16 protein-coding genes are annotated in these 21,127 nt (G+C 58.0%); 6 read left to right on the forward strand and 10 right to left on the reverse strand.

The window, feature by feature from the left end:
* Position 1: 1 nt before the first annotated feature.
* Both LC093_RS00935 and LC093_RS00940 read right to left on the reverse strand, forming a co-directional pair.
* On the reverse strand, positions 2-523 hold the full coding sequence (locus LC093_RS00935; RefSeq protein WP_226661071.1) for a DnaJ domain-containing protein: 522 nt from the start codon (positions 521-523) through the stop codon (positions 2-4).
* Positions 524-568: 45 nt separating this feature from the next.
* The gene (locus tag LC093_RS00940; protein WP_226661073.1) at positions 569-1,834 is read right to left on the reverse strand and encodes a porin; all 1,266 of its coding nucleotides are present in this window, start codon (positions 1,832-1,834) and stop codon (positions 569-571) included.
* Between the two features lie 196 nt (positions 1,835-2,030).
* Between LC093_RS00940 and LC093_RS00945 the strand changes: the two genes are divergently transcribed.
* Positions 2,031-2,651 (forward strand): class I SAM-dependent methyltransferase, encoded by a 621-nt coding sequence (locus LC093_RS00945; protein ID WP_226661074.1) that lies wholly within the window; start codon positions 2,031-2,033, stop codon positions 2,649-2,651.
* Positions 2,652-2,690: 39 nt separating this feature from the next.
* Positions 2,691-3,320, forward strand: coding sequence for a peptide-methionine (S)-S-oxide reductase MsrA (msrA, locus tag LC093_RS00950; protein WP_226661076.1), 630 nt, complete (start codon positions 2,691-2,693; stop codon positions 3,318-3,320).
* 26 nt (positions 3,321-3,346) lie between these two features.
* Here msrA and LC093_RS00955 read toward each other — a convergent pair whose 3' ends face one another.
* From LC093_RS00955 to LC093_RS00970, 4 genes are all read right to left on the reverse strand, one after another.
* Positions 3,347-4,192, reverse strand: a complete 846-nt coding sequence (locus LC093_RS00955; RefSeq protein ID WP_226661077.1) for a sulfurtransferase — start codon at positions 4,190-4,192, stop codon at positions 3,347-3,349.
* A gap of 168 nt (positions 4,193-4,360) precedes the next feature.
* On the reverse strand, positions 4,361-6,040 hold the full coding sequence (locus tag LC093_RS00960; RefSeq protein ID WP_226661079.1) for an alpha/beta fold hydrolase: 1,680 nt from the start codon (positions 6,038-6,040) through the stop codon (positions 4,361-4,363).
* 52 nt (positions 6,041-6,092) lie between these two features.
* Positions 6,093-6,710, reverse strand: a complete 618-nt coding sequence (locus LC093_RS00965; RefSeq protein WP_226661080.1) for a trimeric intracellular cation channel family protein — start codon at positions 6,708-6,710, stop codon at positions 6,093-6,095.
* A gap of 281 nt (positions 6,711-6,991) precedes the next feature.
* On the reverse strand, positions 6,992-8,176 hold the full coding sequence (locus LC093_RS00970) for an acyl-CoA dehydrogenase (protein WP_226661082.1): 1,185 nt from the start codon (positions 8,174-8,176) through the stop codon (positions 6,992-6,994).
* A 390-nt stretch (positions 8,177-8,566) separates the two neighbouring features.
* On the opposite strand from LC093_RS00970, the gene LC093_RS00975 reads away from it, so the two are divergent.
* The 3 genes from LC093_RS00975 to LC093_RS00985 are packed head-to-tail and all read left to right on the forward strand — an operon-like array spanning position 8,567 to position 14,525.
* The gene (locus tag LC093_RS00975) at positions 8,567-10,033 is read left to right on the forward strand and encodes an efflux transporter outer membrane subunit (RefSeq protein WP_226662398.1); all 1,467 of its coding nucleotides are present in this window, start codon (positions 8,567-8,569) and stop codon (positions 10,031-10,033) included.
* The gene (locus LC093_RS00980; RefSeq protein WP_226661084.1) at positions 10,033-11,373 is read left to right on the forward strand and encodes an efflux RND transporter periplasmic adaptor subunit; all 1,341 of its coding nucleotides are present in this window, start codon (positions 10,033-10,035) and stop codon (positions 11,371-11,373) included. The genes LC093_RS00975 and LC093_RS00980 overlap by 1 nt, the downstream gene beginning before the upstream one ends.
* Entirely contained in the window at positions 11,370-14,525 is a 3,156-nt protein-coding gene (locus LC093_RS00985; RefSeq protein WP_226661085.1) for an efflux RND transporter permease subunit, read from the forward strand. The genes LC093_RS00980 and LC093_RS00985 overlap by 4 nt, the downstream gene beginning before the upstream one ends.
* A 292-nt stretch (positions 14,526-14,817) precedes the next feature.
* Here the strand turns inward: LC093_RS00985 and LC093_RS00990 are convergent, their stop codons facing one another.
* The 4 genes from LC093_RS00990 to phhA all read right to left on the reverse strand — a co-directional run bounded on the left by LC093_RS00990 (position 14,818) and on the right by phhA (position 19,498).
* Positions 14,818-15,987, reverse strand: a complete 1,170-nt coding sequence (locus LC093_RS00990) for a cation:proton antiporter (protein WP_226661087.1) — start codon at positions 15,985-15,987, stop codon at positions 14,818-14,820.
* A 103-nt stretch (positions 15,988-16,090) separates the two neighbouring features.
* On the reverse strand, positions 16,091-17,767 hold the full coding sequence (locus LC093_RS00995; protein WP_226661089.1) for an aminotransferase class V-fold PLP-dependent enzyme: 1,677 nt from the start codon (positions 17,765-17,767) through the stop codon (positions 16,091-16,093).
* A 78-nt stretch (positions 17,768-17,845) separates the two neighbouring features.
* Positions 17,846-18,316, reverse strand: a complete 471-nt coding sequence (locus LC093_RS01000) for an Lrp/AsnC family transcriptional regulator (RefSeq protein WP_226661091.1) — start codon at positions 18,314-18,316, stop codon at positions 17,846-17,848.
* A 378-nt stretch (positions 18,317-18,694) separates the two neighbouring features.
* Positions 18,695-19,498 carry a phenylalanine 4-monooxygenase gene (gene phhA / locus LC093_RS01005; RefSeq protein ID WP_226661093.1) on the reverse strand — a complete coding sequence of 268 codons (804 nt, stop codon included), beginning with the start codon at positions 19,496-19,498 and terminating at the stop codon, positions 18,695-18,697.
* Between the two features lie 249 nt (positions 19,499-19,747).
* Here phhA and LC093_RS01010 point away from each other — a divergent pair, with 249 nt between their 5' ends.
* Complete coding sequence (locus tag LC093_RS01010) at positions 19,748-21,121, forward strand: TyrR/PhhR family helix-turn-helix DNA-binding protein (RefSeq protein ID WP_226661095.1); 1,374 nt, start codon at positions 19,748-19,750, stop codon at positions 21,119-21,121.
* Positions 21,122-21,127: the final 6 nt, after the last annotated feature.

Below are 21,127 nucleotides of genomic sequence, written 5' to 3' on the forward strand. Positions count from 1 at the left end.
CTTAATCTGAAAGCCGTTTCAAAAGCAGTTCTTTTGCCGCGTTGATACGCGAAGCCAGGTAATCATTGCCGCCGCGGTCCGGGTGAAACTTCTGGATCAGCTTGCGATGTGCACCGATGATCTCGTCGCGGCTGGCATTGGCCGATACGCTCAAAATCTGCCGGGCTTCCTCCACAGTCAGGTGTGGTTGGTGGGGCGGTGTTTGCCGTTTGCTTTCCTGCTGTCCGGATTGCTGCTTCTGCTGCCTGGCCTGCGCGCGCTTGGCTATAAGGGGAGCAATCCAGGGAAGGTGATGGCCGAACAGGCGCCAGGCCCGGTTGAGAAGTGGCAGTACCACGGCAATTGCTGCGCCCACCCAGTGCAGTCGGCCGCTGATGGCCAGAACTACAGCGGCCAGTGCCAGAGCGATCAGTGTCCACTGCAGAATCAGTTTTCGACGCTGAGTCGGTGGGGTGGATTTGAATTTTTGCAGTGCCAGCCAGGCAAATATACCGACCGCAACCAGCAGAATAAGGCGACCCAAGTGCGCTTCCTCTCAACCGGGAAAATATCTCAGGCCGCAAGCGTATCAGATGTCGACACGAAAGCCGACGGCGGTGAAATTGCCGACTACAGGTGCGGCGACGTCGTTACTGCTGTCGAAGGCATTTTCGAAATAGAGTTTCACGCGATCATTCCACCGGTACTGGGCCCCGAGGTAGATCTGCTTTAGGCGGAATTCATTTTCCCGGATCAATGCGCGATCAAACTCGTTGTCGTCCGATCTCAGCAGGTTGTGGCCGCCATAAATCGAGTAACAGTTATTGGCGCCCCAGGTGTAGCTGATAAATGACTCCGACCCTTTGGCGTCGAAGAAGTTGGTTATTCCCTCCACGGAGCCCGCCGGGGCCAATTCATTGTTCTGCGACCGATCCAGGACCAGGGCGGCGTACCAGCCTTTTTCGTAGGCGCCCTCGCCGTAATACACACCGAAAGCGGCAGTCCAGTCGTTGCTGTCTGCATCAAATACAAAGTCGTTGGAGATCACTAACGGTTCGCCATTCAGGGCCGTGTTGAGGACAATGCCGTTGTTACTGGCGATATCCATTTGTACGCGGTTGTAGGACACCCCCAGGAATAAGCCCTTGCCAATGTTGGCGCGATACACTGCAGAAAAGCCCTGGCTTTGACCGTATTCACAATCCCCGGGTGGACATACGAGTAGGGTATTGGGGCCGGCGACATCCTCTACAGAAATATTCAGATCGGCTACGTGGTTGGCATACTGGAGGCCTACCTGGAATTCGCCGGCGTCAAACTTCCAGGCTTTACGCCAGGTAATGGCGCTGTCCGCACGGCCGGTCCCGGAAACACCGCCGTCGGTCCCCAGCGCGTAAGTACCGCTGGCAAGGCCGCCGGATACGTTGTACCAGTCCGTGATATAGGTAACGTCGTAATAGACACTCCATTGCTTACCTATTACGAAGTCACCCCATTTGGGGTGTTTGGCAAACGCATGGCCCTGCCTTAAATAAAGTGATTCGCCCCGATCGCCCGGTGCCGCCTGCTGGTCACCCTGAATAATCAGGTTTTGTGCGGACGATATGGCGTTGATACCCCATTCCAGATTGAACCCGGTGTCCCATTTATCGTACGCGGGGACATTGAGGCCGATACGGATACGTGAGGCGCCGTTCTGCATTTGGGTGGCGCCCATGGTATTGACCATGTGCGCGGTGAAATAGCCCTCCATATAGAGGGTGACCTCATTGGATTGATAGATGGGAAGCGCCTGAACGGCAGTTGCGGCTAGGCAGGGTAAGGGTACTAATGCTTTTAGGATTTTTGAGTTCATCGCCACTCTTCTCGATCGGTAATGCAGTGGGCTGATGCCCGCTGACACTGCACCTCAAGAGCAAAAGTAGTCCAGTTGGCTGAAGTCACTATGGAGAAGCGGTACACTTCAAAGAATTGGCAGTATTTGTGCTGTTTTTGACGGATACACTGCAATCATTGATGTTCCTGTTAATCACTGAATGGAGGTTTCAGCTTTGGCAGATGCCGGTTCACTCAGTCGTACGATGTTTGGCCTGACAATTCGTAAAAATGCTCATCCCGATATGCGCAAACTCCGGCGCGAAGCAGGGGATGCAAGCCTGCACGGGAACAAGTTCTGGAAAAGTTCCTGTCTCACCATGGATTACCTGAAAAAGCACCCATTGCCGCCCGCTGCACGGGTATTGGATCTGGGGTGTGGCTGGGGGCTCGGTGGCATTTTTTGTGCAAAGCAGTTTGACGCCAAAGTGACTTCGTTGGACGCAGATCCCAGCGTATTCCCTTTCGCCGAATACCATGCAGAGCTCAACGATGTCGAAATCCAAACCTGGCGATGCCGTTATGAACGGGTTACAGAGCAGGACCTGGCGGGTTTCGACGCCGTGATCGGAACAGATATCTGTTTCTGGGACAAGCTTGAAAGCCCACTCTACAATCTCACCCGTCGGGCCATGCGGGCCGGGGTAGGACGAGTACTGTTGGTAGACCCCGGGCGCCCGCCGTTCCGCCGGCTCGCCGAGCGCGCGCAGGAAAAGCTCGACGCCGATTATCGGGAGTGGCAGACTCAGCGCCCCCTGAAGGCAGCCGGCTGCATCATGCGGGTAGAACCGTCGTAATCACTGGCAGCCGCTTGGCAATATTTGAGGTATTCCCCTATGCAATTTGATAAATCCCAGCTCCCAGCTGCAGACCAGGCCTTGTCGGGACGCCCAGAGCCGATGCCGGTAAGCGGTCAGCATTTTGTCAGTGGCCATACCATGGTGGCGCCTTTCCCTGCAGGGATGGAGCAGGCCATATTCGGCATGGGATGCTTCTGGGGCGCGGAACGACTGTTCTGGGAGATTGACGGTGTGTACAGCACCGCGGTGGGCTATGCCGGTGGCATTACCCCCAATCCGAACTACCGCGAGGTTTGCACCGGTGGTACTGGCCATGCGGAAGTCGTGCTGGTGGTTTTTGACCCGGCCAAGGTCAGTTATGGCGAATTGCTGCGACGTTTCTGGGAAGAGCATGATCCGACCCAGGGGATGCGTCAGGGCAATGATCTGGGTACCCAATACCGCTCCTGTATCTACTGCTACGGCGAAGAGCAGGTGGCGGAAGCGAAGGCGACAGAAGCAAGCTTCCAGCAGGCCCTGGCGGATAAGGGGATGGGCGCAATTACCACTGAAATCGCGCCCGCACCGACCTTCTATTACGCGGAAGAGGATCACCAGCAGTATTTGGCCAAGAACCCCGATGGTTACTGCGGACTTGCGGGTACCGGGGCTTGCCTGCTGCGTTAACTCGTTGGGTTAAGTGGGTGATGTGGTCAGGTTTGCTCGGATGCTTTGCGCGGGTGAAGTATTCGGGCGCACCAGTCGCTCCAGCTGCCGGGATATAGATGCGCACTGCGGCCCACTTGTGCCAGCGAGAAGAGATTGACACACGCAGTGACTCCAGACCCGCAATAGCAGACGATGTCATCATCGGCGGGGATGTTCTGCCAGTGCTCGCGGAGCTCCGCATCCGAGCGCAGGTAACCCCGTTCATCTGTTACCGCCTGCCAGGGCATATTGACTGCAGTGGGGATATGCCCAGCGATCGGATCGAGAGGCTCTTCATGCCCGAGGAACCTTTTCGGATCCCGTGCATCGACCAGTTGCCACGGTGGATTACCCAGGTGCGGGTAGATGTCGTCGTGATTCAGCAGTTCGTCGGTTCTCGCGCAGGCATTGAAATCTCCCACAGCTCCTTGCTTTGCCGGTCCGCTTTCCTGCGGCATACCGGCTTCTTTCCAGGCGCTGAAGCCGCCGTTCAAAATGGCCACCCGTTCGTGCCCGAAATGGCGTAGTAGCCACCAGGCCCGGGCGGCAAACGCGAAGCGCTGGTCGTCATATACCACAACCTGACTATCGGCGCTGATGCCGGCAGAGCGGGCAAATTCGGCAAATTGTGTGGCGGAAGGGAGTGGATGACGCCCGCCCAGGCGTGCGCATGGACCTGCGAGGTCGCGATGCAGGCTGGCGTAGCGGGCTCCGGGAATATGATTTTCCAGGAACGCCTGTTCGCCGGCTTCATGCTCCGCGAGATTGTACCGGCAATCGAGAATTACCAGTGCTGGGTTACCAGTGTGCTCCGCGAGTTCGGAGACTTCGATGATGCCCTGAAAGTTCATAGCAACTTCTTTTTATAGTCGTTATGAACAGCACGTTAAGCCGCCAAAATGGTTTTGTCCAGCCTCTGAAGGTGAAACTTTTTGCCAGCGAATCGGGTTGCAGAATTCCTCGGCAACCCGGCTAAATTCTCACCGAAAATCTTGCCCGAACCTCTCAATGACTTTCTCTCAGCGGGCTTCCGAATAGCGACTGGCAGGGGGCGCTTCCCGCAGTCGGTGTTCCTCGGGTTGTGTTTCTTCCTGCTGATCCTTTTCCGCTGTCTGTTGGTGTTCCAGCTCGGCAATTTTCTGCTCCAGCTCGCGCTGTTGTGCGAGCTCCTGCTGGCGACATTCATTGGCACTTTCCACCACGGGCTGTTGTGGGTTGTCGAGGAAGTTGGCGGCGGCGAGCTCGGCGCAGTCGCTGGCTGAAATGACGTCATGTGCAAGCTTGGGGAACAACAGCCACTGGTGGTTGGGCAACTTGCGACGTGCCTTGTCGGCGTCTTTCGCCGACAAAACCGGGTCCAGGCCGCCATGCATCACCAGTGTGGGGGCCGGCGTTTTAATGGCGCGGGATTCCAGCACCGGCGCTGACGGAATGGCCCAGATGCGACACTGAAGCTGCATCATCTCGATGTCAGAACGAACCGATCCGCCGAGGATGCCGCTCTTGGCCGCGGACTCACGGGTCTTGTCGAAATCGACAAAAGGCGCTTCTTCATAACAGAAGTGGCTGATACCAGCGGCATCGCCAAAGTTGGGGTCCAGAACCAGCCCCATAAAGCTCACGATGGCGGGCTTGAGCAGGGTGGCATCGCCAGACTCAAGCTGCTCGATGATCGGCGGTAACTCCCGATAGAAATTTTCGTTGTACAGCGCCTGGAACAAGACCCGTAACAGACGCTGCCCGCTGAGTACGAAAGGGTACTGCTGGCCCGGGTGGATGTTGCCGGTTTCTACGGTAAGTGGTTCTTCGTCCAGTTTTTGTACCAGTACTTCCAGACGCTGGTGCAAATCAGGAAATAGCTTCTGACAGTCAGCGTCCTTGTCACAGTAATCGAGCCCGCGTTTGAATGCGGCAATCACGTCGTCCGGCAGCTGCTGGGCATAGATGATATTGGGGAAAACGGCACTGTTAAGCACCATGGCGCGTACTGATTGTGGGAACTCCCGCGCGAAGGTCAGCGCGTAGCGGCTCGCGTAGGAAACCCCGTACAGGTTTAGTTGCGGTATGCCCAGTGCTTCCCGCAACGCCTCAATGTCTCTGGCAACAGCCAGGCTGTTGTAGTAAGCGAGGTCTGCAGTGTGGCTCAGGCGGTTGTAGCAGCGCTCCATACTGTAGGTAAACACCCTGGTTTCCTCATCCGTGCTGAGGTTTCGGGTGAACGCGAGGTCTGCGTCTTTGATGAACTCTGTACAGGACAGCTTGGGTGTCGCCATACCGGTACCGCGGGGGTCGATGATAATCAGGTCGCGGCCATCTTCGACGGTCATGCCGGCGTAATTCACCCACAGCCAGTCGCTCGCATTCTCCACTTCCAGCCCCATGCTGGCTCCGGGTCCGCCGGCGCCCAAATGTAACAGGGGTTCTTTGTCGGGATCAGTGATATTGGCGAAGAAACGGACCACCGGGAACTGGATCTTGCGACCTTCGGGTTTGGAATGGTCCTCGGGTACTTCCATCATGAAACACTGGGTCGTGGGCCAGTCGCGACCGACATCAAACCAGCAGGGCTTGGATATCAGTTGGTTGGGGCTTGCGGTCGCTGCGGTGTCCTGTTTTTTTTCACAGCCACTGGCAAAGACCAGGGTAATGCTGGTCAGGACGATGGAGATTAGTTGCAGGGCAGGGCGGATGGCGCGCACTTAGTGTCCTTAATCCGGTGAATTCGAATAGGGTAATTTTAAATCGGTGTATTCAGTTCGGGCGTATACGAGCAATGGGCGCGGACAGATTCCAGCGCAGCGCTGCGAGACGTATCCCCAGGGTAATGAGCACCGCAATGGCCACCACGGCTTCGCCGGGCAGCGCTTCAATGTCGTCAAGTATCACCAGAGCGGCGGCACCACTCAAGGCCGCGGTGGCGTATATCTCCCTTCGCAGCAACAGGGGGATGTCCCCGCACAGGATGTCGCGGATCAGCCCGCCGAAGGTGCCGGTCATTACCCCCATCACGATGGCGATGGCCGGGCTGTGGCCCAGATCCAGTACTTTTTGCGTGCCGATAACGACAAACACCGCCAGCCCGGCGGCGTCCGCAATCATCAGCAGGCGCATGGGTACCTGGAGATAGCGGATCAGGTAAAAGCTGATCACGCCGGTGGCGGCGGCAATCCACAGGTAGTGACTTTCTGCTAGCCAGAATACCGGGATATTGAGGATCATATCGCGGGTGGTGCCGCCCCCGGTGGCCGTGACACAGGCGAGCACAACCGCACCAAACAGATCCATCTGTTTGTGTCCCGCGGCGAGAACACCGGTAAAGGCAAATACGACGATGCCGATCAGGTCACACCAGTACAGCAGTTGATCCATGGTTGAGGGCGCGCTTTCGACTAGAGAAAGGGGAATTATGGGGCTGCACCTTGTCGGGGTACAGCCCTGCATTGATTCAACGATGATTTGGCTAAGGTTAGCGTCGGGCGAAGGTGGCGGTGCCGGGGGCGGCCTTGCGAGACCTTCTGCGACAAGGATGTCGCGGAAGAGCCCCCAGGGATGGGTTCACGGCGTGTCTCGCAAGGCCGTCCCCGGTAGCGGCGCCGCCACCGGTCTGTGTATGAGTGCAACCGGAGCTCGGGTGCACATGCCACTGAAGGTTAGAAAAACGCCTGCAAACCGGTCTGCGCCCGGCCGAGGATCAGCGCGTGTACGTCGTGGGTGCCCTCGTAGGTATTGACCGCTTCCAGGTTCATTACATGGCGAATTACGTGGAATTCGTCCGCAATACCGTTACCACCGTGCATGTCGCGGGCTACCCGTGCGATATCGAGCGCCTTGCCGCAGTTGTTGCGCTTGATCAATGAAATCATGGTCGGATCGAAATCCTTGTTCTCATCCATCAGGCGGCCGACGCGCAGGGAGCCTTGAAGGCCAAGCGTGATTTCGGTCTGCATATCGGCAAGTTTCTTCTGGAACAGCTGGGTTTGCGCCAGCGGGCGGTCGAACTGCTTGCGGTCGAGGCCATACTGGCGCGCGGCGTGCCAGCAGAATTCCGCGGCGCCCATCGCGCCCCAGGAAATGCCGTAGCGGGCCCGGTTGAGGCAGCCGAAAGGACCGCTGAGGCCCCTGATATCCGGGAAGCGGTTGTCTTCCGGTACAAACACATTGTCCATGACGATTTCGCCGGTGATCGACGCGCGCAGGGAGAACTTGCCCTCGATCTTGGGGGCGCTGAGCCCCTCCATGCCTTTCTCCAGCACGAAGCCACGGATGTCGCCCTCGTCGTCCTTCGCCCACACAACGAATACATCGGCGATCGGACTGTTGGTAATCCACATTTTGGCGCCGCTGATGCGGTAGCCGCCGTCCACCTTTTTCGCCCGGGTTTTCATGCCGCCGGGATCGGAGCCAGCATCTGGCTCGGTCAGGCCGAAGCAGCCCACCCATTCACCGGTAGCGAGCTTGGGGAGGTATTTTTCTTTCTGGGCTTCGCTGCCGTAGGCGTAAATAGGATGCATGACCAGGCTGGACTGAACGCTCATGGCAGAGCGGTAGCCGGAATCGACACGTTCTACTTCTCGTGCTACCAGACCGTAAGAAACATAATTGAGGCCTGCGCAGCCGTAGCCGTCGATAGTGGAGCCGAGTAAGCCGAGCTCGCCCATTTCGCGCATGATGTCGCGATCAAAGATTTCATGGCGATTGGCCTCGAGTACCCGCGGCATCAGTTTTGATTGGCAGTACTCCCGCGCGCTATCGCGGATCATGCGCTCTTCGTCGGTCAGTTGGCGGTCGAGCAGCAGTATGTCATCCCAGTGTGCCAAAGGCTGGTTTTTACTCATGATTCAGGTCCGTGCAGTGTCTCAAGGTAATGAATGCAGGCCATGCGGCCGGGCACCTCTACAGGGTAGCTTTACCGCTCCGCAGTTGGCCGGGGCGACGAGGTACCCACGGGTGACAGCGGCATGTTTCGCGGCGTCACCAGATGAACCATCATAACGAACTATTCCGAAACGGGCACGTTTGTGATCACTTTTTCTTGTGTGCTATATCACAGCCAATAAATCGGGTTGAAACGAGCCCTGTGAGAGACGAGCAGATCAGCGCGTAAACAAACGTAAAACGTCTTGCTGGTCACCTGTATCCTTCGATAATGAAAAAAAATAGTGCAAAACAGTCACGCTTTTATGGGTTTTTTTCCACCATCTCCTGACCGCTTCACGCATGCTGCGATGTGCGCAGGCTTTACCAGGATATTTCGCCGGGCGACGCCTGGTGCTTGTGCGATTCTGCTAACCGCCTGCGTCGCTCAACCGTTGCCACCCGACCTCCCCAGGCAGGTCCTCGGCTTGCCCGATACGTTCAGCCGCTCAGGCTCTGCGTATGTCGGGGAGCAGTGGTGGCGGAGTTTTGATGACCCGCAGCTGGCGGATCTCGTCGAGCTGGCGCTGCACTCGAGCCCGGATTTACAGGCGACCTATTGGCGCCTGAAGCAAGCCGATGCTGCGGCAGAGCAGGCGCGCAGTGGTTTCTGGCCACGTCTTACCGGTGCACTCGAAAATACCGAGCAGCGCAGGGCATCCAGTAACGGCTTTGATTTTTCCGGCGCCGAGAATGAGGGTAACAGCTGGAGTGGAAGCCTGGCTGCGGCTTACGAAGTCGATCTCTGGGGGCGGGTGCGCAGCGGCGCGCGTGCCGCTGAAGCCGGGCGGTTGGCTCAGGAAGAAAACCTGAACACCGCAGCGCTGACACTGGCCGCAGAAGTTTCCGGCATCTGGATGCAGTTGGAAGAGCAGTGGGGGCAGGCGCGTCTTTTGGAAGGTCAGCTGGACACCAACCGCAAAACCCTGCGGGCGCTTGAGTTGCGATTCGGCAGTGGTGTCAGTGCCGCGGCCGATGTCCTGCAGCAGCGACAACTGGTCGAACAGTCAACCCAGGAGCTGGATCAGAGCCGCGCAAATCTCGAAATACTGCGAGCCCAGCTTGCCGCTTTACTCGGTATAGCGCCGCAAATGTTGCCGGCTGTCGCCCTGCAATACGATGCATTGCCGACGTTGCCCGCCCTTCCGGACACTGGCATTCCCGCGAAACTCCTCTTGCGTCGCCCGGACGTCAAACGTGCCCAGCGCGAGCTGTTGCAGGGACATTACCTCGCTCGGCAGGCGTGGGCGGAGCGCTTGCCGAGCCTGTCGCTGAGTCTGTTTTTCAGTGGCGGTGGTACTTCGCTGTCGGATATCGCCGAAGACTGGTTGCTGAACCTGAGTGCCGCGATCGAAGGTGTGATTTTTGATGGTGGTGCACTGTCCGCGGCAAAGCGTCAGCAACAGGCGGTTGAACAGGAGCGCTGGTCGGTTTTCCGCAATGCCGTTACCCAGGCGTTGTCCGAGGTGGAGCAGGCACTGGTGAATGAGGAGGCAATAGCAGCCCGCATAGGCCACCTGCAGGAGCGGGTGCAGCTCGCCGACCAGATTACTGTGCGGCAGCGCCGGGCTTATGGGCTCGGTGCCGTGGATTTTCTCAACGTACTTTCTGCAACCAATAACCAACAATCACTAGAACGGCAGCTATTGACCGCACGCCGTGAATTACTGGAAAACCGGGTGACGCTCTATCGCGCGCTTTCTGGCGGACTGCAGGTCCAGGATCTGCCGCAGCCGGTAGCGGAGGAGCTGGAAGTGTACCGGTCGGAGGATTCCTGATGTTTAACAAGCTCAACTGGAGCATTGTCATTCCGGTAGCACTGATCGTGCTGGCGCTGCTGTTTTCCAACTGGCTTCTGCGGGAAAAGCCCACAATGAGCCGGGGCGAACGCAAGGCGCCACCGGTCACTGTTGATGTTGAAAAGGCAGAGTTCGGTCGGTTCCCGCTTACGGTGAAGGCCCTGGGCAAAGTCACTGCCCGGGAGCTGGTGGAATTGCAGCCGCAGGTTGAAGGCCGCGTGGAGTGGCTGAATTACGACCTTGGTCCTGGTTCCACACTGAAACAAGATGAAGCGCTGTTAAGGATCGAGCAGGAACCTTACCAGCTCGCGCTGCAAACCGCCCGTAGCACACTCGCCGAGCGTCGCGCAGAACTGCAGCAGGAACAGGGCCAGCGCCAGGTTGCGAAAGAAGAGTACGCACTGCTGGGTGCTTCCATTCCGGAAGCTGACCGTGCGCTGGTACTGCGTGAGCCGCAGCTGGCCGCGGCAAAAGCGCGGATGGGTGCAGCGGAGGCGCAGGTCAGCCTGGCGCAGCGCGACCTGCGTCTGACAAAACTTGCTGCGCCTTTCAATGCATTGCTGGTAAATCGTAGCGTCGATATCGGTGATCGCGTCGCGCCGGGCACTGTTTTGTATACGCTGGCGGGCGCTGACCGTTTTCAGGTTGAAGTCGAAGTGCCCGCGGCGCAGTTGATGCAGCTGGATTCGCCCAATGCGGAAGTGCGCATACACGGTAGCCAGTGGCCGGAGAACCAATACCGTCAGGGGCGCTTCGTGCGCGTGATTCCCGTGCTGGAAGAGCAGGGGCGCCTGGCGCGGGTCTTGGTGGAACTGGACGATCCGCTGGGTATAGCGGATCCGGCACAACCCAAATTGCTATTGAATGATCTGGCGCGGGTGGAAATTACTGGCCGTGCTGACGGCCAGCAGGTACGCATACCATTGACGGCGCTGCAGGACGGCGACGTAGTTTGGGTCGTGGAGCAGGGCAAAATCCACATTCAGCCAGTCAAAGTCGCTCATCTCACGGAGTCCCACGCAGTACTGGCTGGCGGGTTGCACGGTGGCGAATCTCTTATCGTCACGCGCCTTACCAGTGTCACTGAAGGCATGCCGGTGCGTACTACGGATCAGGCGAGAGCGGCACATAGCGCACGTAACCCCGGCGAAAAGGGAGGGGAGCTTCAGTCCGGTGGCGGTCGGCGGGGCAGGTCAGACACTGATTTTTCGGCCCCCGCAAAGCGCGGTCGCGAGGGCGAACAACAACGTATCCAGCCAAAGCAGGCCGAGCCGCCAGAGCTTCCTGATCCGCCCAAAATGGATGGAGAACGCGGATGAGCACGTTGGAAAATCAGGGGCAGAGCCATAAGCGCCCCCCGGTTGATACCCGCCACGGCGCCATTGCGTGGATGAGTCACAACCACGTGACGGCCAATCTGCTGATGCTGGTGTTTATCCTCGGCGGCCTGGCGTTTGCGCTGAGTATCAAGAAAGAAGTCTTTCCCGAGTTCAGCCTGGATATGGTCACCGTCAATATTTCCTATCCCGGCGCGAGCCCGGAGGAAGTGGAGCGCGGTGTACTGGTGGCTGCCGAACAGGCGGTGCAGGGACTGGAAGGCGTCAAGGAACTGCGTGGCAGCGCGGGCGAGGGCAGTGCCAGCCTGACCCTGGAATTGGAAGAGGATGCGGACCCCAGTCAGGTTTACCAGAATGTGCAGGCGGCGATTGATCGCGTCACCACCTTTCCATCGGATATCGAGCGCCCCCGGGTAAGCCTGGCCGAGCGCAAACGCGATGTGCTGGATCTGGTGGTGCACGGCAATGTGGATGACCGCACCCTGCGTGCCTATGTGATGTACGTGCACGACCAGCTGGAGTCCCATCCGGATATCACCCAGTTGGAAGCTTACGGGGTACGCGACTTTGAAGTGGCCATCGAAGTGCATCGCGACGACCTGCGTCGCTACAGTCTGTCATTACCGGATGTCGCGCAACTGGTGCGCAATGCCGCCGTCGATGTGCCCGCGGGTGGTGTGAAGTCCCAGGCTGGTGAAATTCTGGTGCGGGTGACTGAGCGCCGGGACTGGGCGCGGCAATTCGGTGATATCGCGGTAGTGCAAAGTCCGGGCGGTGGTACCGTGCGCTTGAAGGACATTGCCACGATCACCGATGCCCTGGTCGATGAGCCGCGCAATATGGTTTACAACGGAGAGCCGGCCGCCGGTATCGATGTATACCGCATCGGCGAACAGACGCCCATGAGCGTAAGCGATGCCACTCACGAAGTGTTGGCGACTGTGCGTGAAAACCTGCCACCGGGTATCCATGTCAGTGTGCGCGACGACGATTCCGAGATATTCAAGGAGCGTCTGGCGCTGTTGCTGAAAAACGGCTTTCTCGGGTTACTACTGGTTTTCGTAGTGCTCGGAGCTTTCCTCGAATTGCGTCTCGCATTCTGGGTGACACTCGGAATTCCCACGAGCTTCCTGGGGGCGCTGCTTTTCCTGCCGGCCATGGACATATCCATCAATATGGTGAGCATGTTCGCGTTCATCATCGCACTGGGTATCGTTGTGGACGATGCGATTATTGCCGGCGAAAACATTCACGAATGGCGCCAGCAAGGCTATAGCAACTTCGACGCTGCAGTGGCTGGGGCCCGGCAAGTGGCGGTGCCGCTCACGTTCGCCATTCTCACCAATATCGTTGCCTTTATTCCGCTTATGGAGTTGCCCGGATTTATGGGCAAAATTTTCGGTGTGATACCGTTTGTGGTGGGTGCCGTGTTTGCCATCTCCTGGGTGGAGGCGCTGTTTATTCTGCCGGCGCACCTGGCCTATTCGAAGCGCGGGTATAAAAGCCGCAGCGCCAGACGCTTTGCAGCACGGCAGAAAATGATTGCGCGAAGCCTGGACCGTTTTGTCGAAAAACGCTTCAAGCCGTTGCTGGATTCCTGTGTTCGCCACCGCTACATCACCATTGCGGTATCGCTTTCTATTCTGATTGTCATGATTGGTTACGCGGGCAGCGGTCGTATGGGCTTTACCCTGATGCCCAAGGTCGAGCGGGATTCCGGGCGCGTGCAGGTGACGTTTCCTCCCGGTACGTCGGAAGATCAGTTAGACCGCGCGCGCAAACAGATCATGGGCGCAGCCGACCAAATTCTGGAAGAAACCGGCCGTGAAGGTGTTTTTGTGGGTATGCGCGGTTTGATTCGCGATGATCAGGTACAGGTCGATGTGTACCTGACACCCGGAGATCAGCGCGAGGTCACTACCGGTGATTTCGTCAGGCGCTGGCGCCAGGCGGTCGGGCCGGTACCGGGTTCGCTCAGCTCCAGTTTTGCCAGCGACCGCGGCGGTCCCGGTGCCGGGCCTGCACTGACAGTGGAGCTGCGGCATACGGATACCGACCTGCTGGAAGAAGCCGCACTGCAGCTGGCTACCGCACTGGAGGCCTTTCCTGCGGTGGGGGATATCGATGCCGGTGTTTCCCAGGGCAAGCGGCAGCTGGACCTGACGTTGACCGATACCGCGAAGAGCCTCGGGCTTAGTGCGGAAGATATCGGGCGGCAACTGCGTGCATCGCTGTACGGCGCCGAGGCCATGCGCCAGCAACGTGGCCGCGACCAGGTCAAGGTGATGGTGCGGCTGCCGGAAGATGAGCGGGTGACGCTGGATGATGTCAACAGCATCATGATTCGCGCCGGCAACGGCCTCTGGCTGCCGCTCCCGGATCTGGTGAAAGTGGATCAGGGGCGAGCCTACGCCACGATCAACCGCCGCCAGGGGCGGCGGGTAATGACCGTGACTGCGAATGTGGAGCCGGCGGACCAGGCGGCGCTGGTGATCAATGAGCTGAACCAGAGCGTGATGCCGCAGTTGCGCGGGCAATATCCGGGGCTGTCGATTTCCTACGAAGGGCGTCAGGCGGAAGAGCGCGAGGGGCTTTCGTCGCTCGGGCTTACATTTTCACTGACACTGGCGGCTCTGTATTTGCTACTGGCCATTCCCCTGAAGAGTTACATCCAGCCGCTGACGGTGATGGTAGCGATTCCATTCGGAGTGATCGGTGCTTTGCTCGGCCATATGGTGATGGGTTACGGGCTCAGTATGGTGAGCCTGTTGGGGATGGTGGCGCTTGCGGGAGTGGTGATCAACGATACCCTGGTGATGATCGAATACGGCAACCGCTTGCGCGCTGATGGCATGCCGATCACCGAAGCGATCAAGCGCGCGGCGGCGCGGCGTTTCCGGCCGATTATCCTGACCACGGTGACCACATTTTGCGGCCTGATGCCGATGATTTTCGAAACATCGGTGCAGGCGAAATTTATGATTCCGATGGCGATTTCCCTGGGGTATGGAATTCTGGCGGCAACGACGATTTCACTACTGCTGGTGCCCTGTCTGTATTTGATGTTTTCGCGGGATATTCCTGAATTGTTTGGCTTGCTGAAAAGGAAAACCACTGGAGAGCTGGAGGTCTGAGGTTGGCTTGTCTGAATATGCGGGCGCTGAAAGTGGTGCTCTGCAAGGAGTCGGTGTCGGCCAAGATGTTGCGCTTTAATGCCGTTCACTTTTCTTCAATGTATAACGAAGCATAGAAGTTCAAATTGAAGGGGGAGCACTGGGCGGACCATTTCGGAACTGTCGGAAACAAGGACGTTTCCGACAGAGCGTACAGGGATGTATTCACAGCGGTTCCGAAATGGTCCGCCCAGTGATTCACCGCCACGGTGATCCGATGAAGCTTTAATGGTTTGTGGCACGGCGCAAAGCACTAATCCCGCCGCAAATGATCCTTGATCGCAATCGGGTTGGGGAAGTTCAGAACCACGATGTAAGACGACACCAGGAAGGTCAGGATCGCCGTGGCCTGGATGAGGTGTGAGGCGGCGCTGCCGATCAGCTGCTGGCTTACCGCCAGGTAGGCAATCAGCAGCGAGAATTCACTGATTTGCCCCAGGCGAAAACCAATATCCCACGCCAATATCTTGCGTTCGCTTTGCTGGCCCAGCAGGAAGCGGAACACCACCGGTTTAAAAATCAGCACCGCAATGGCCGCCACAATCGCGGGCAGGGCGATTTGCGGCAGCATATCCAGATGAAATTGTGCGCCGAGGCTGAAGAAAAACAGAATCAGGAAGAAATCCCGCAAGGGCTTGAGGCTGATGGCGATGTACTGGGAAATCGGGCTGGTGGCCAGTGTGATCCCCGCGATAAACGCACCAATTTCCCGCGACAGGCCCATGATCTCCGCCAGTTCAGCCAAACCCATACACCAGCCCAGTGCCAGCAAAAAAACATATTCGTGAAAGCGATCGAACCGGGCTAACAGTGGCTGCAGTACATATCTCACCGCCGCCCAGGCAATAGCGATCAGAACCGGCAATGCCGCGAAAGAAAGGCCAAGCCTGGCGAAGTCCACACTGCCGGTACTGCCGCTCAGCAGAATCATCAGGCAGGTAATGGCCACGAAATCCTGGAACAGCAACAGGCCCACCATCATTTCCCCGAGATGCTTGTGGTGCAGCACCGTGGTTGGCAGCAGCTTGATCCCGATGATGGTACTGGAGAACATCATTGCCATGCCGATCACCCAGCACTCCGTACTGGTGAAGCCAAACAAATAGCCTATGGCGTAACCCAGCCCCAGGAACAGCCCGCAGCTGATGAGCCCCACAAAGGTCGCTTTGCGCATCACCGAAATCAGCGCCTTGGGTTGCATATCGAGACCGAGGAGGAACAGCAGGAAAATGATGCCGATGTTCGACATCTCAGCCATCAGTTCAACGTTATCGATGATTCCAAGGGCTGAAGGACCCAGGAGAATACCGAGGGCGATATAGGCCACCAGCAGAGGCTGACGGCCCCAGAGTGCGAGCGAGGCGACGACAGCGGCGCCACTGAATATCAGGAAAAACGACTGGAACAGGGAAGCTTCAGGCACTGCACATCCTTGTTTGCAGAGAAATCATTGCTGGGGTTACCTTGTGGCCATTATTGACCCGGTTAACCGTAGTTTGCCACCCCATGCAGTGCCTGTGTACTGGTTAAAGATTGAACCAGCGCAGGTTTTCGCCCTCTGGTGAGAGGATCGGCTGTGCGCATTTCTCCCCGGGCGGGTTTTGCAGCAGCGCCTGTGCCTGGGTCAGGAAATCGCTCAGCGGTGTCTCCAGCTTCTCGGGCGTGTCTGCCGGTGCCTCGTCAAGCGACAGTTTCCATACCGGTTCGCCGGGCTGGCCCTGGAAGCGCCAAACGCCATGGTCCGCATCGTACTGGTAATACGGCAGTATCCGGTGGCCGGCCTCGGCAATCAGCTCAATTGCACCAATCAGGTAATCAACGGTTTCCTCATCGAGGAAATAGTTGAAGTTCAGGCGTACCCAGCCGGGCTTCAGGATACTTTCACCTGCGCTCACCAGATTTTCCAGTGCAGTACTTTGCGCATCCGTGAGGTGGAGCAATTTGTGGCCATAGGGCCCGGCGCAGGAGCAGCCGCCGCGCACCTGGATGCCAAACAGGTCGTTCAACAGTGCAACCACAAAACCGTAATGCAGAGGCTTGCCATCGTGCAGGATGTGCAACGAGACAATGCTGACCCGGTGAGGCTCGGTACCGCCAAGGATTTCAATATTCGGATTACCCGCCCAGCGCGCAAAGGCGCGTTCAAGCCATGCGTCTTCACGGGCTTCGATTTCCTTCGCGCCTACAGAGTCCTTCAGGGCAAATACCATACCGGCGCGCACCGACTCCACGATCGCTGGGGTGCCGGCTTCCTCGCGGCGTTCGCCGGCCGGCAGGTAGGTGTGTCGCTCTGGGCCAACCCAGGAAACCGTACCGCCGCCGGGTACCGCGGGTTGTTCGCGTGGTAACAGCGACTTGCGCACGATCAGCAGGCCGGGCGTGCCGGGGCCGCCGACAAATTTATGGGGCGAGATAAACACCGCATCCTTGGTCGCCTCAGGGGCATCGCCCTGGACGTTGATGTCCACATAGGGCGCTGCTGCTGCGTAGTCCCAAAAGGAGAGGGCGCCGTGCTTGTGTAGCAGGCGGGTCACTGCGTCGACGGCGGTGCGGATGCCGGTGACATTGGAGGCTGCAGAAAAGCTGCCGATTTTGAGTGGGCGCTCCCGGTATTTATCCAGGGCCTCCTGCAGCGCTTCCAGGTTAACGCCGCCTTCGCCGTCCTGTGGAATGGTGATGACGTCGGCAATGGACTCGCGCCAGGGCAGGTCATTCGAGTGGTGCTCAAAGGGCCCGATAAATACTACGGGCCGTTGCGATGCGGGAATTCTTGATGCTTCGGCGCCGAAGCGCGTATAGCAGTCGGCGCGCAGCCCAAGGCTTTCCACTAGCCGATTGATCGCGGCGGTGGCGCCGGCGCCACAAAAAATCACCGCATGCTCGTCACTGGCATTGACCGACGTGCGAATGGCGGCTCGGGCCTGTTCGCGGAAGGCTGTGGTTTGGCGGCCTGTGGCAGAGGTTTCTGTATGGGTATTTGCATACCAGGGCAATACCTGGTTGCGGATCGCATCTTCGATAAAGGTCAGGCCGCGCCCCGATGCGGTGTAGTCCGCATAGACCAGTGGGCGGGTGCCGAATGGCGTGCGCAGGGGCATGCGTTCGCCGATAACGCTTTCGCGAATGCGTGCGAGTAACTGTTCTGTTTTTTCGTCGCCGAAACCCGGGGATGCCGATCGAGGCTGCTGTACTGTTGTTGTCATATTTTCCTCAAGTACTGGCGCCGACTCTCCGGGGATCACCCGGGGAGTGGCTGGTGTCAGTAATTGAGCTGGCGGGGATCAATCTCCCGGCGGTATGGGCAGTTCGGTGGTGCTTTTGATCTGCTCCATGGCGAAATTGGACGCGACATCGGAGATCCCGGGATGGGCGATGAGCTTTTTGTAAAAATGGTCGTAGGCCGCTACATCGCTGACCACGACTCTCAGTATGTAGTCATAGTCGCCAGCCATACGGTAGCAGTCCACCACCTCCGGCAGGCCGGCCATGGCGGCGGAAAACGAGTCTGCCCATTCCGCACTGTGCTGGTTGGTTTTGACCTGGACAAACACCGATACCGGCAAGCCGAGGACTTCCGCATCCAGCAGTGCGACCTTGCGGCGAATGATGCCGCTTTTCTCCAATTTCTGAATCCGGCGCCAGCAGGGAGTCTTGGTCAGCCCCACCCGCTCAGCCAGCTCTTCGATGGAGAGGCTAACATCGGATTGCAGGATGGCAAGAAGTTGTCGATCAATTGCATCGAGTGAGGACATGATTCTACAAATCTCCCAAAAAGGCGGGGGATCGTATCCCTGACTGATGTCTCAAGTGCCTCCAATGGCAACAAAATACCCCTGTGTTTTTTCGTCCAGCCGGCAAATCCGACGTTGGGTTCATTGCGGCGATACCTTGTCAGAACCCTTTGGCTGCCAGCCTTCTCATGGGAGTAACGATAATCTCCGTTCACGCGGCTCAGTAGTGGAATTTTCTCCGGGGGAAGAAGTGTACAAAAATTGCCCGGCCGGGCTCGGCAATCAGTTCACGGAAGTGGCGGGTGGTTGAGTGGAGGGGGGCTTCGCCCGTCATCCCGGCCTTGGCCGGGATCCAGTTCCGGGCTGGATACCGGCATGCGCCGGTATGACGGATCACTATCAGGCCGCTTCCTTTGGTGGGAACAGGGGCTCAAATAATCCGGCGGCCATCGCTTCACGCACTCGAGCCATCAGGTCGATTTCGGTGAGCTGTTGCAACTCTTCCAGATCGTTCAGCACGTAGTAGATCGGTTGCACGATATCAATGCGGTAGGGTGTGCGCAGGGTGTCCAGAACCTCGAAGGGTGCACGCACCGGTTCGCGGCTCAGGGCGTATAAGGTTTCTTTCGGGGAAGACAGAATCCCGCCGCCATAGATTCGCAGGCCGTCAGCGGTATTGAGCAAGCCGAATTCCACAGTAAACCAGTACAGCCGCGCAAGATAGGCGCGCTCTTTGGGTGAGGCTTTGAGCCCCAGTTCGCCGTATTTTTGCGTGAAGTTCGCGAAGGCCGGATTGGTCAGCATCGCGCAGTGGCCGAAAATCTCGTGGAAAATATCCGGCTCCTGCAGGTAATCAAATTCCTCGGGGCTGCGAATAAACGTTGCCACTGGAAACTTGCGTTCGGAGAGCAGGCGGAAAAAGGTTTCAAAGCCGATCAGCGCAGGCACGCGGGCGACTTCCCAGCCGGTCTCGCGGCGCAGCACGCTGCTGATTTCTTCCAGTTGCGGGATTCGGTCATGGGGCAGGTCAAGTAATTCCAGGCCGTGCAAATACTCATCGCACGCGCGCCCCGGAATCACTTTCAGCTGGCGCTCAATGAGGCGTTGCCAGGTCTCGTGTTCCAGTGCTGAGTATTCAATAAAACCGCTGGCATCGGGCTCCCGGGCCACGTACTTGCTGGGTTTCTTGCCACTGTCTTTCATGGTTACCTCGCTTCTAGCCGCGGTTGCCACAGGCTCCCTGAGCTGCCGATGGCGGTCGCGTTGGCCGGCTTGTTGTTGTTATCTTCCCTCTATTCTTAGACAGCCCCGACTGTGAATGGCAGCCTCTGTTGCTCAACTATTGAGCGCAGTACCCGCTTGCGGCTACACTTTCTGTAAATAAAAGTTTACAGGTGGCTGATGAGACTTGAGATAACCTGTCGCAATCGAGTCGGAATTCTTCAGGAGATAATGGCTATCTTCGCTGAATATCGAGTTAATGTGACTTCCGGTGAGCTGGGAGGGGACAGCGGCGATAAAGTCTTTCTGGTGGCGCCGGGATTGCTCATCGGGCAGTTTCAGGGGATCGAGAAGGCCCTGTACCGGGTGCCGGGGGTAGACAGGGTTCGACGTATCGAACTGATACCGTCTGAACGTCGTCAGTTCGAGCTAAATACCTTGCTGGCGCACATTGCCGATCCGGTACTTTCTGTAGATACGGAAGGCCGGATCATTGCCGGCAACCGCGCGGCCGGGAAGGCATTCGGAGTCAGTGTTGAGCAGTTGTCGGGTATGCACCTGCAGCGCTTCCTGCCGCGACTGCAGCTTGCGGAATTGTTGCGGGGTTTTACCGTGCCGCGTTTTGGTTTGCCGGTAACGGTGCGCGGTCGCGACTTCCGGCTCGACTGGTCGCCAATGGCGCTCGGGGAAAACCCCGGGAAAGTAGAATCCCTGGCGGGGGCCGTACTTACTCTGCAATTGGCCCCCGGCGCGAGCTCTTCGCCGGAATTACCCGAGCCGAAAGTACTCTGGGACTTCGACCGGCGACGGGCGTCCTGTCTGGCGCTGCAGCAATTGGCGCCGCACCATGAACCTTTGCTGATTGTCGGTGAGCGAGGGAGTGGCAAGAGCACTTTTGCGGCGGCAGCCTATTACCTTTCTCCCCTCGCTGATACCGGTGACATCCTCTGGTGGCCCGGTGGTGAGCAGGAGGAACTCGACAACCTGTTGTCATCGCACGCTCCGGGTGTGTTGGTGATCGACGATTTGCATCTGTTGTCAGAAGCCGCTCAGCACGCGCTTATGTCGGCTCTGCTTTCTGGTGAGCTTCGTTTGCGGGTGATTGCTTCAGCCACCGGAATCGAACAGCTGTTGCCGGGCCTTCAGCAATTCTTTTCACTCCAGGTCATTCAGCTGCCGGCGCTGCGAATGATGCGTCCTGCGATCCGAGAATTTTGTGAAGCGATTGGTGCAGAGCAGGGGAACCACTTGCCGCTGGCTGATTCAGCTTTGCAGGCATTGCAAAGCATGGACTGGCCTTCGAATCTGCGGGGGCTTGAAGATGTATTGCTGGTGGCACAGGAGCGAGCATTGAGTGGCGGGGCCAGCGCGATTGAGGTCGGGCATTTACCGTTGCTCAAACCTGCAGAGTTGCTGCCTTGGGCCGAGTGGGGGCGGGGGCTCGACTACCGGCAAATGATGGAAAAAGCAGAGCGGGCGCTGCTGTCGGATTTTACGCGGGACAACCCGTCAACGCGCGTGCTGGCGCGGAGATTGGGATTGTCCCATACCGCCGTCGCCAACAAACTGCGCAAATACGGGCTTGGTGGTGAAGGGAAAGCATGAGCTGCG

The sequence above is a fragment of the Microbulbifer aggregans genome (genome assembly GCF_020524005.1).
Lineage (GTDB): Bacteria > Pseudomonadota > Gammaproteobacteria > Pseudomonadales > Cellvibrionaceae > Microbulbifer > Microbulbifer aggregans_A.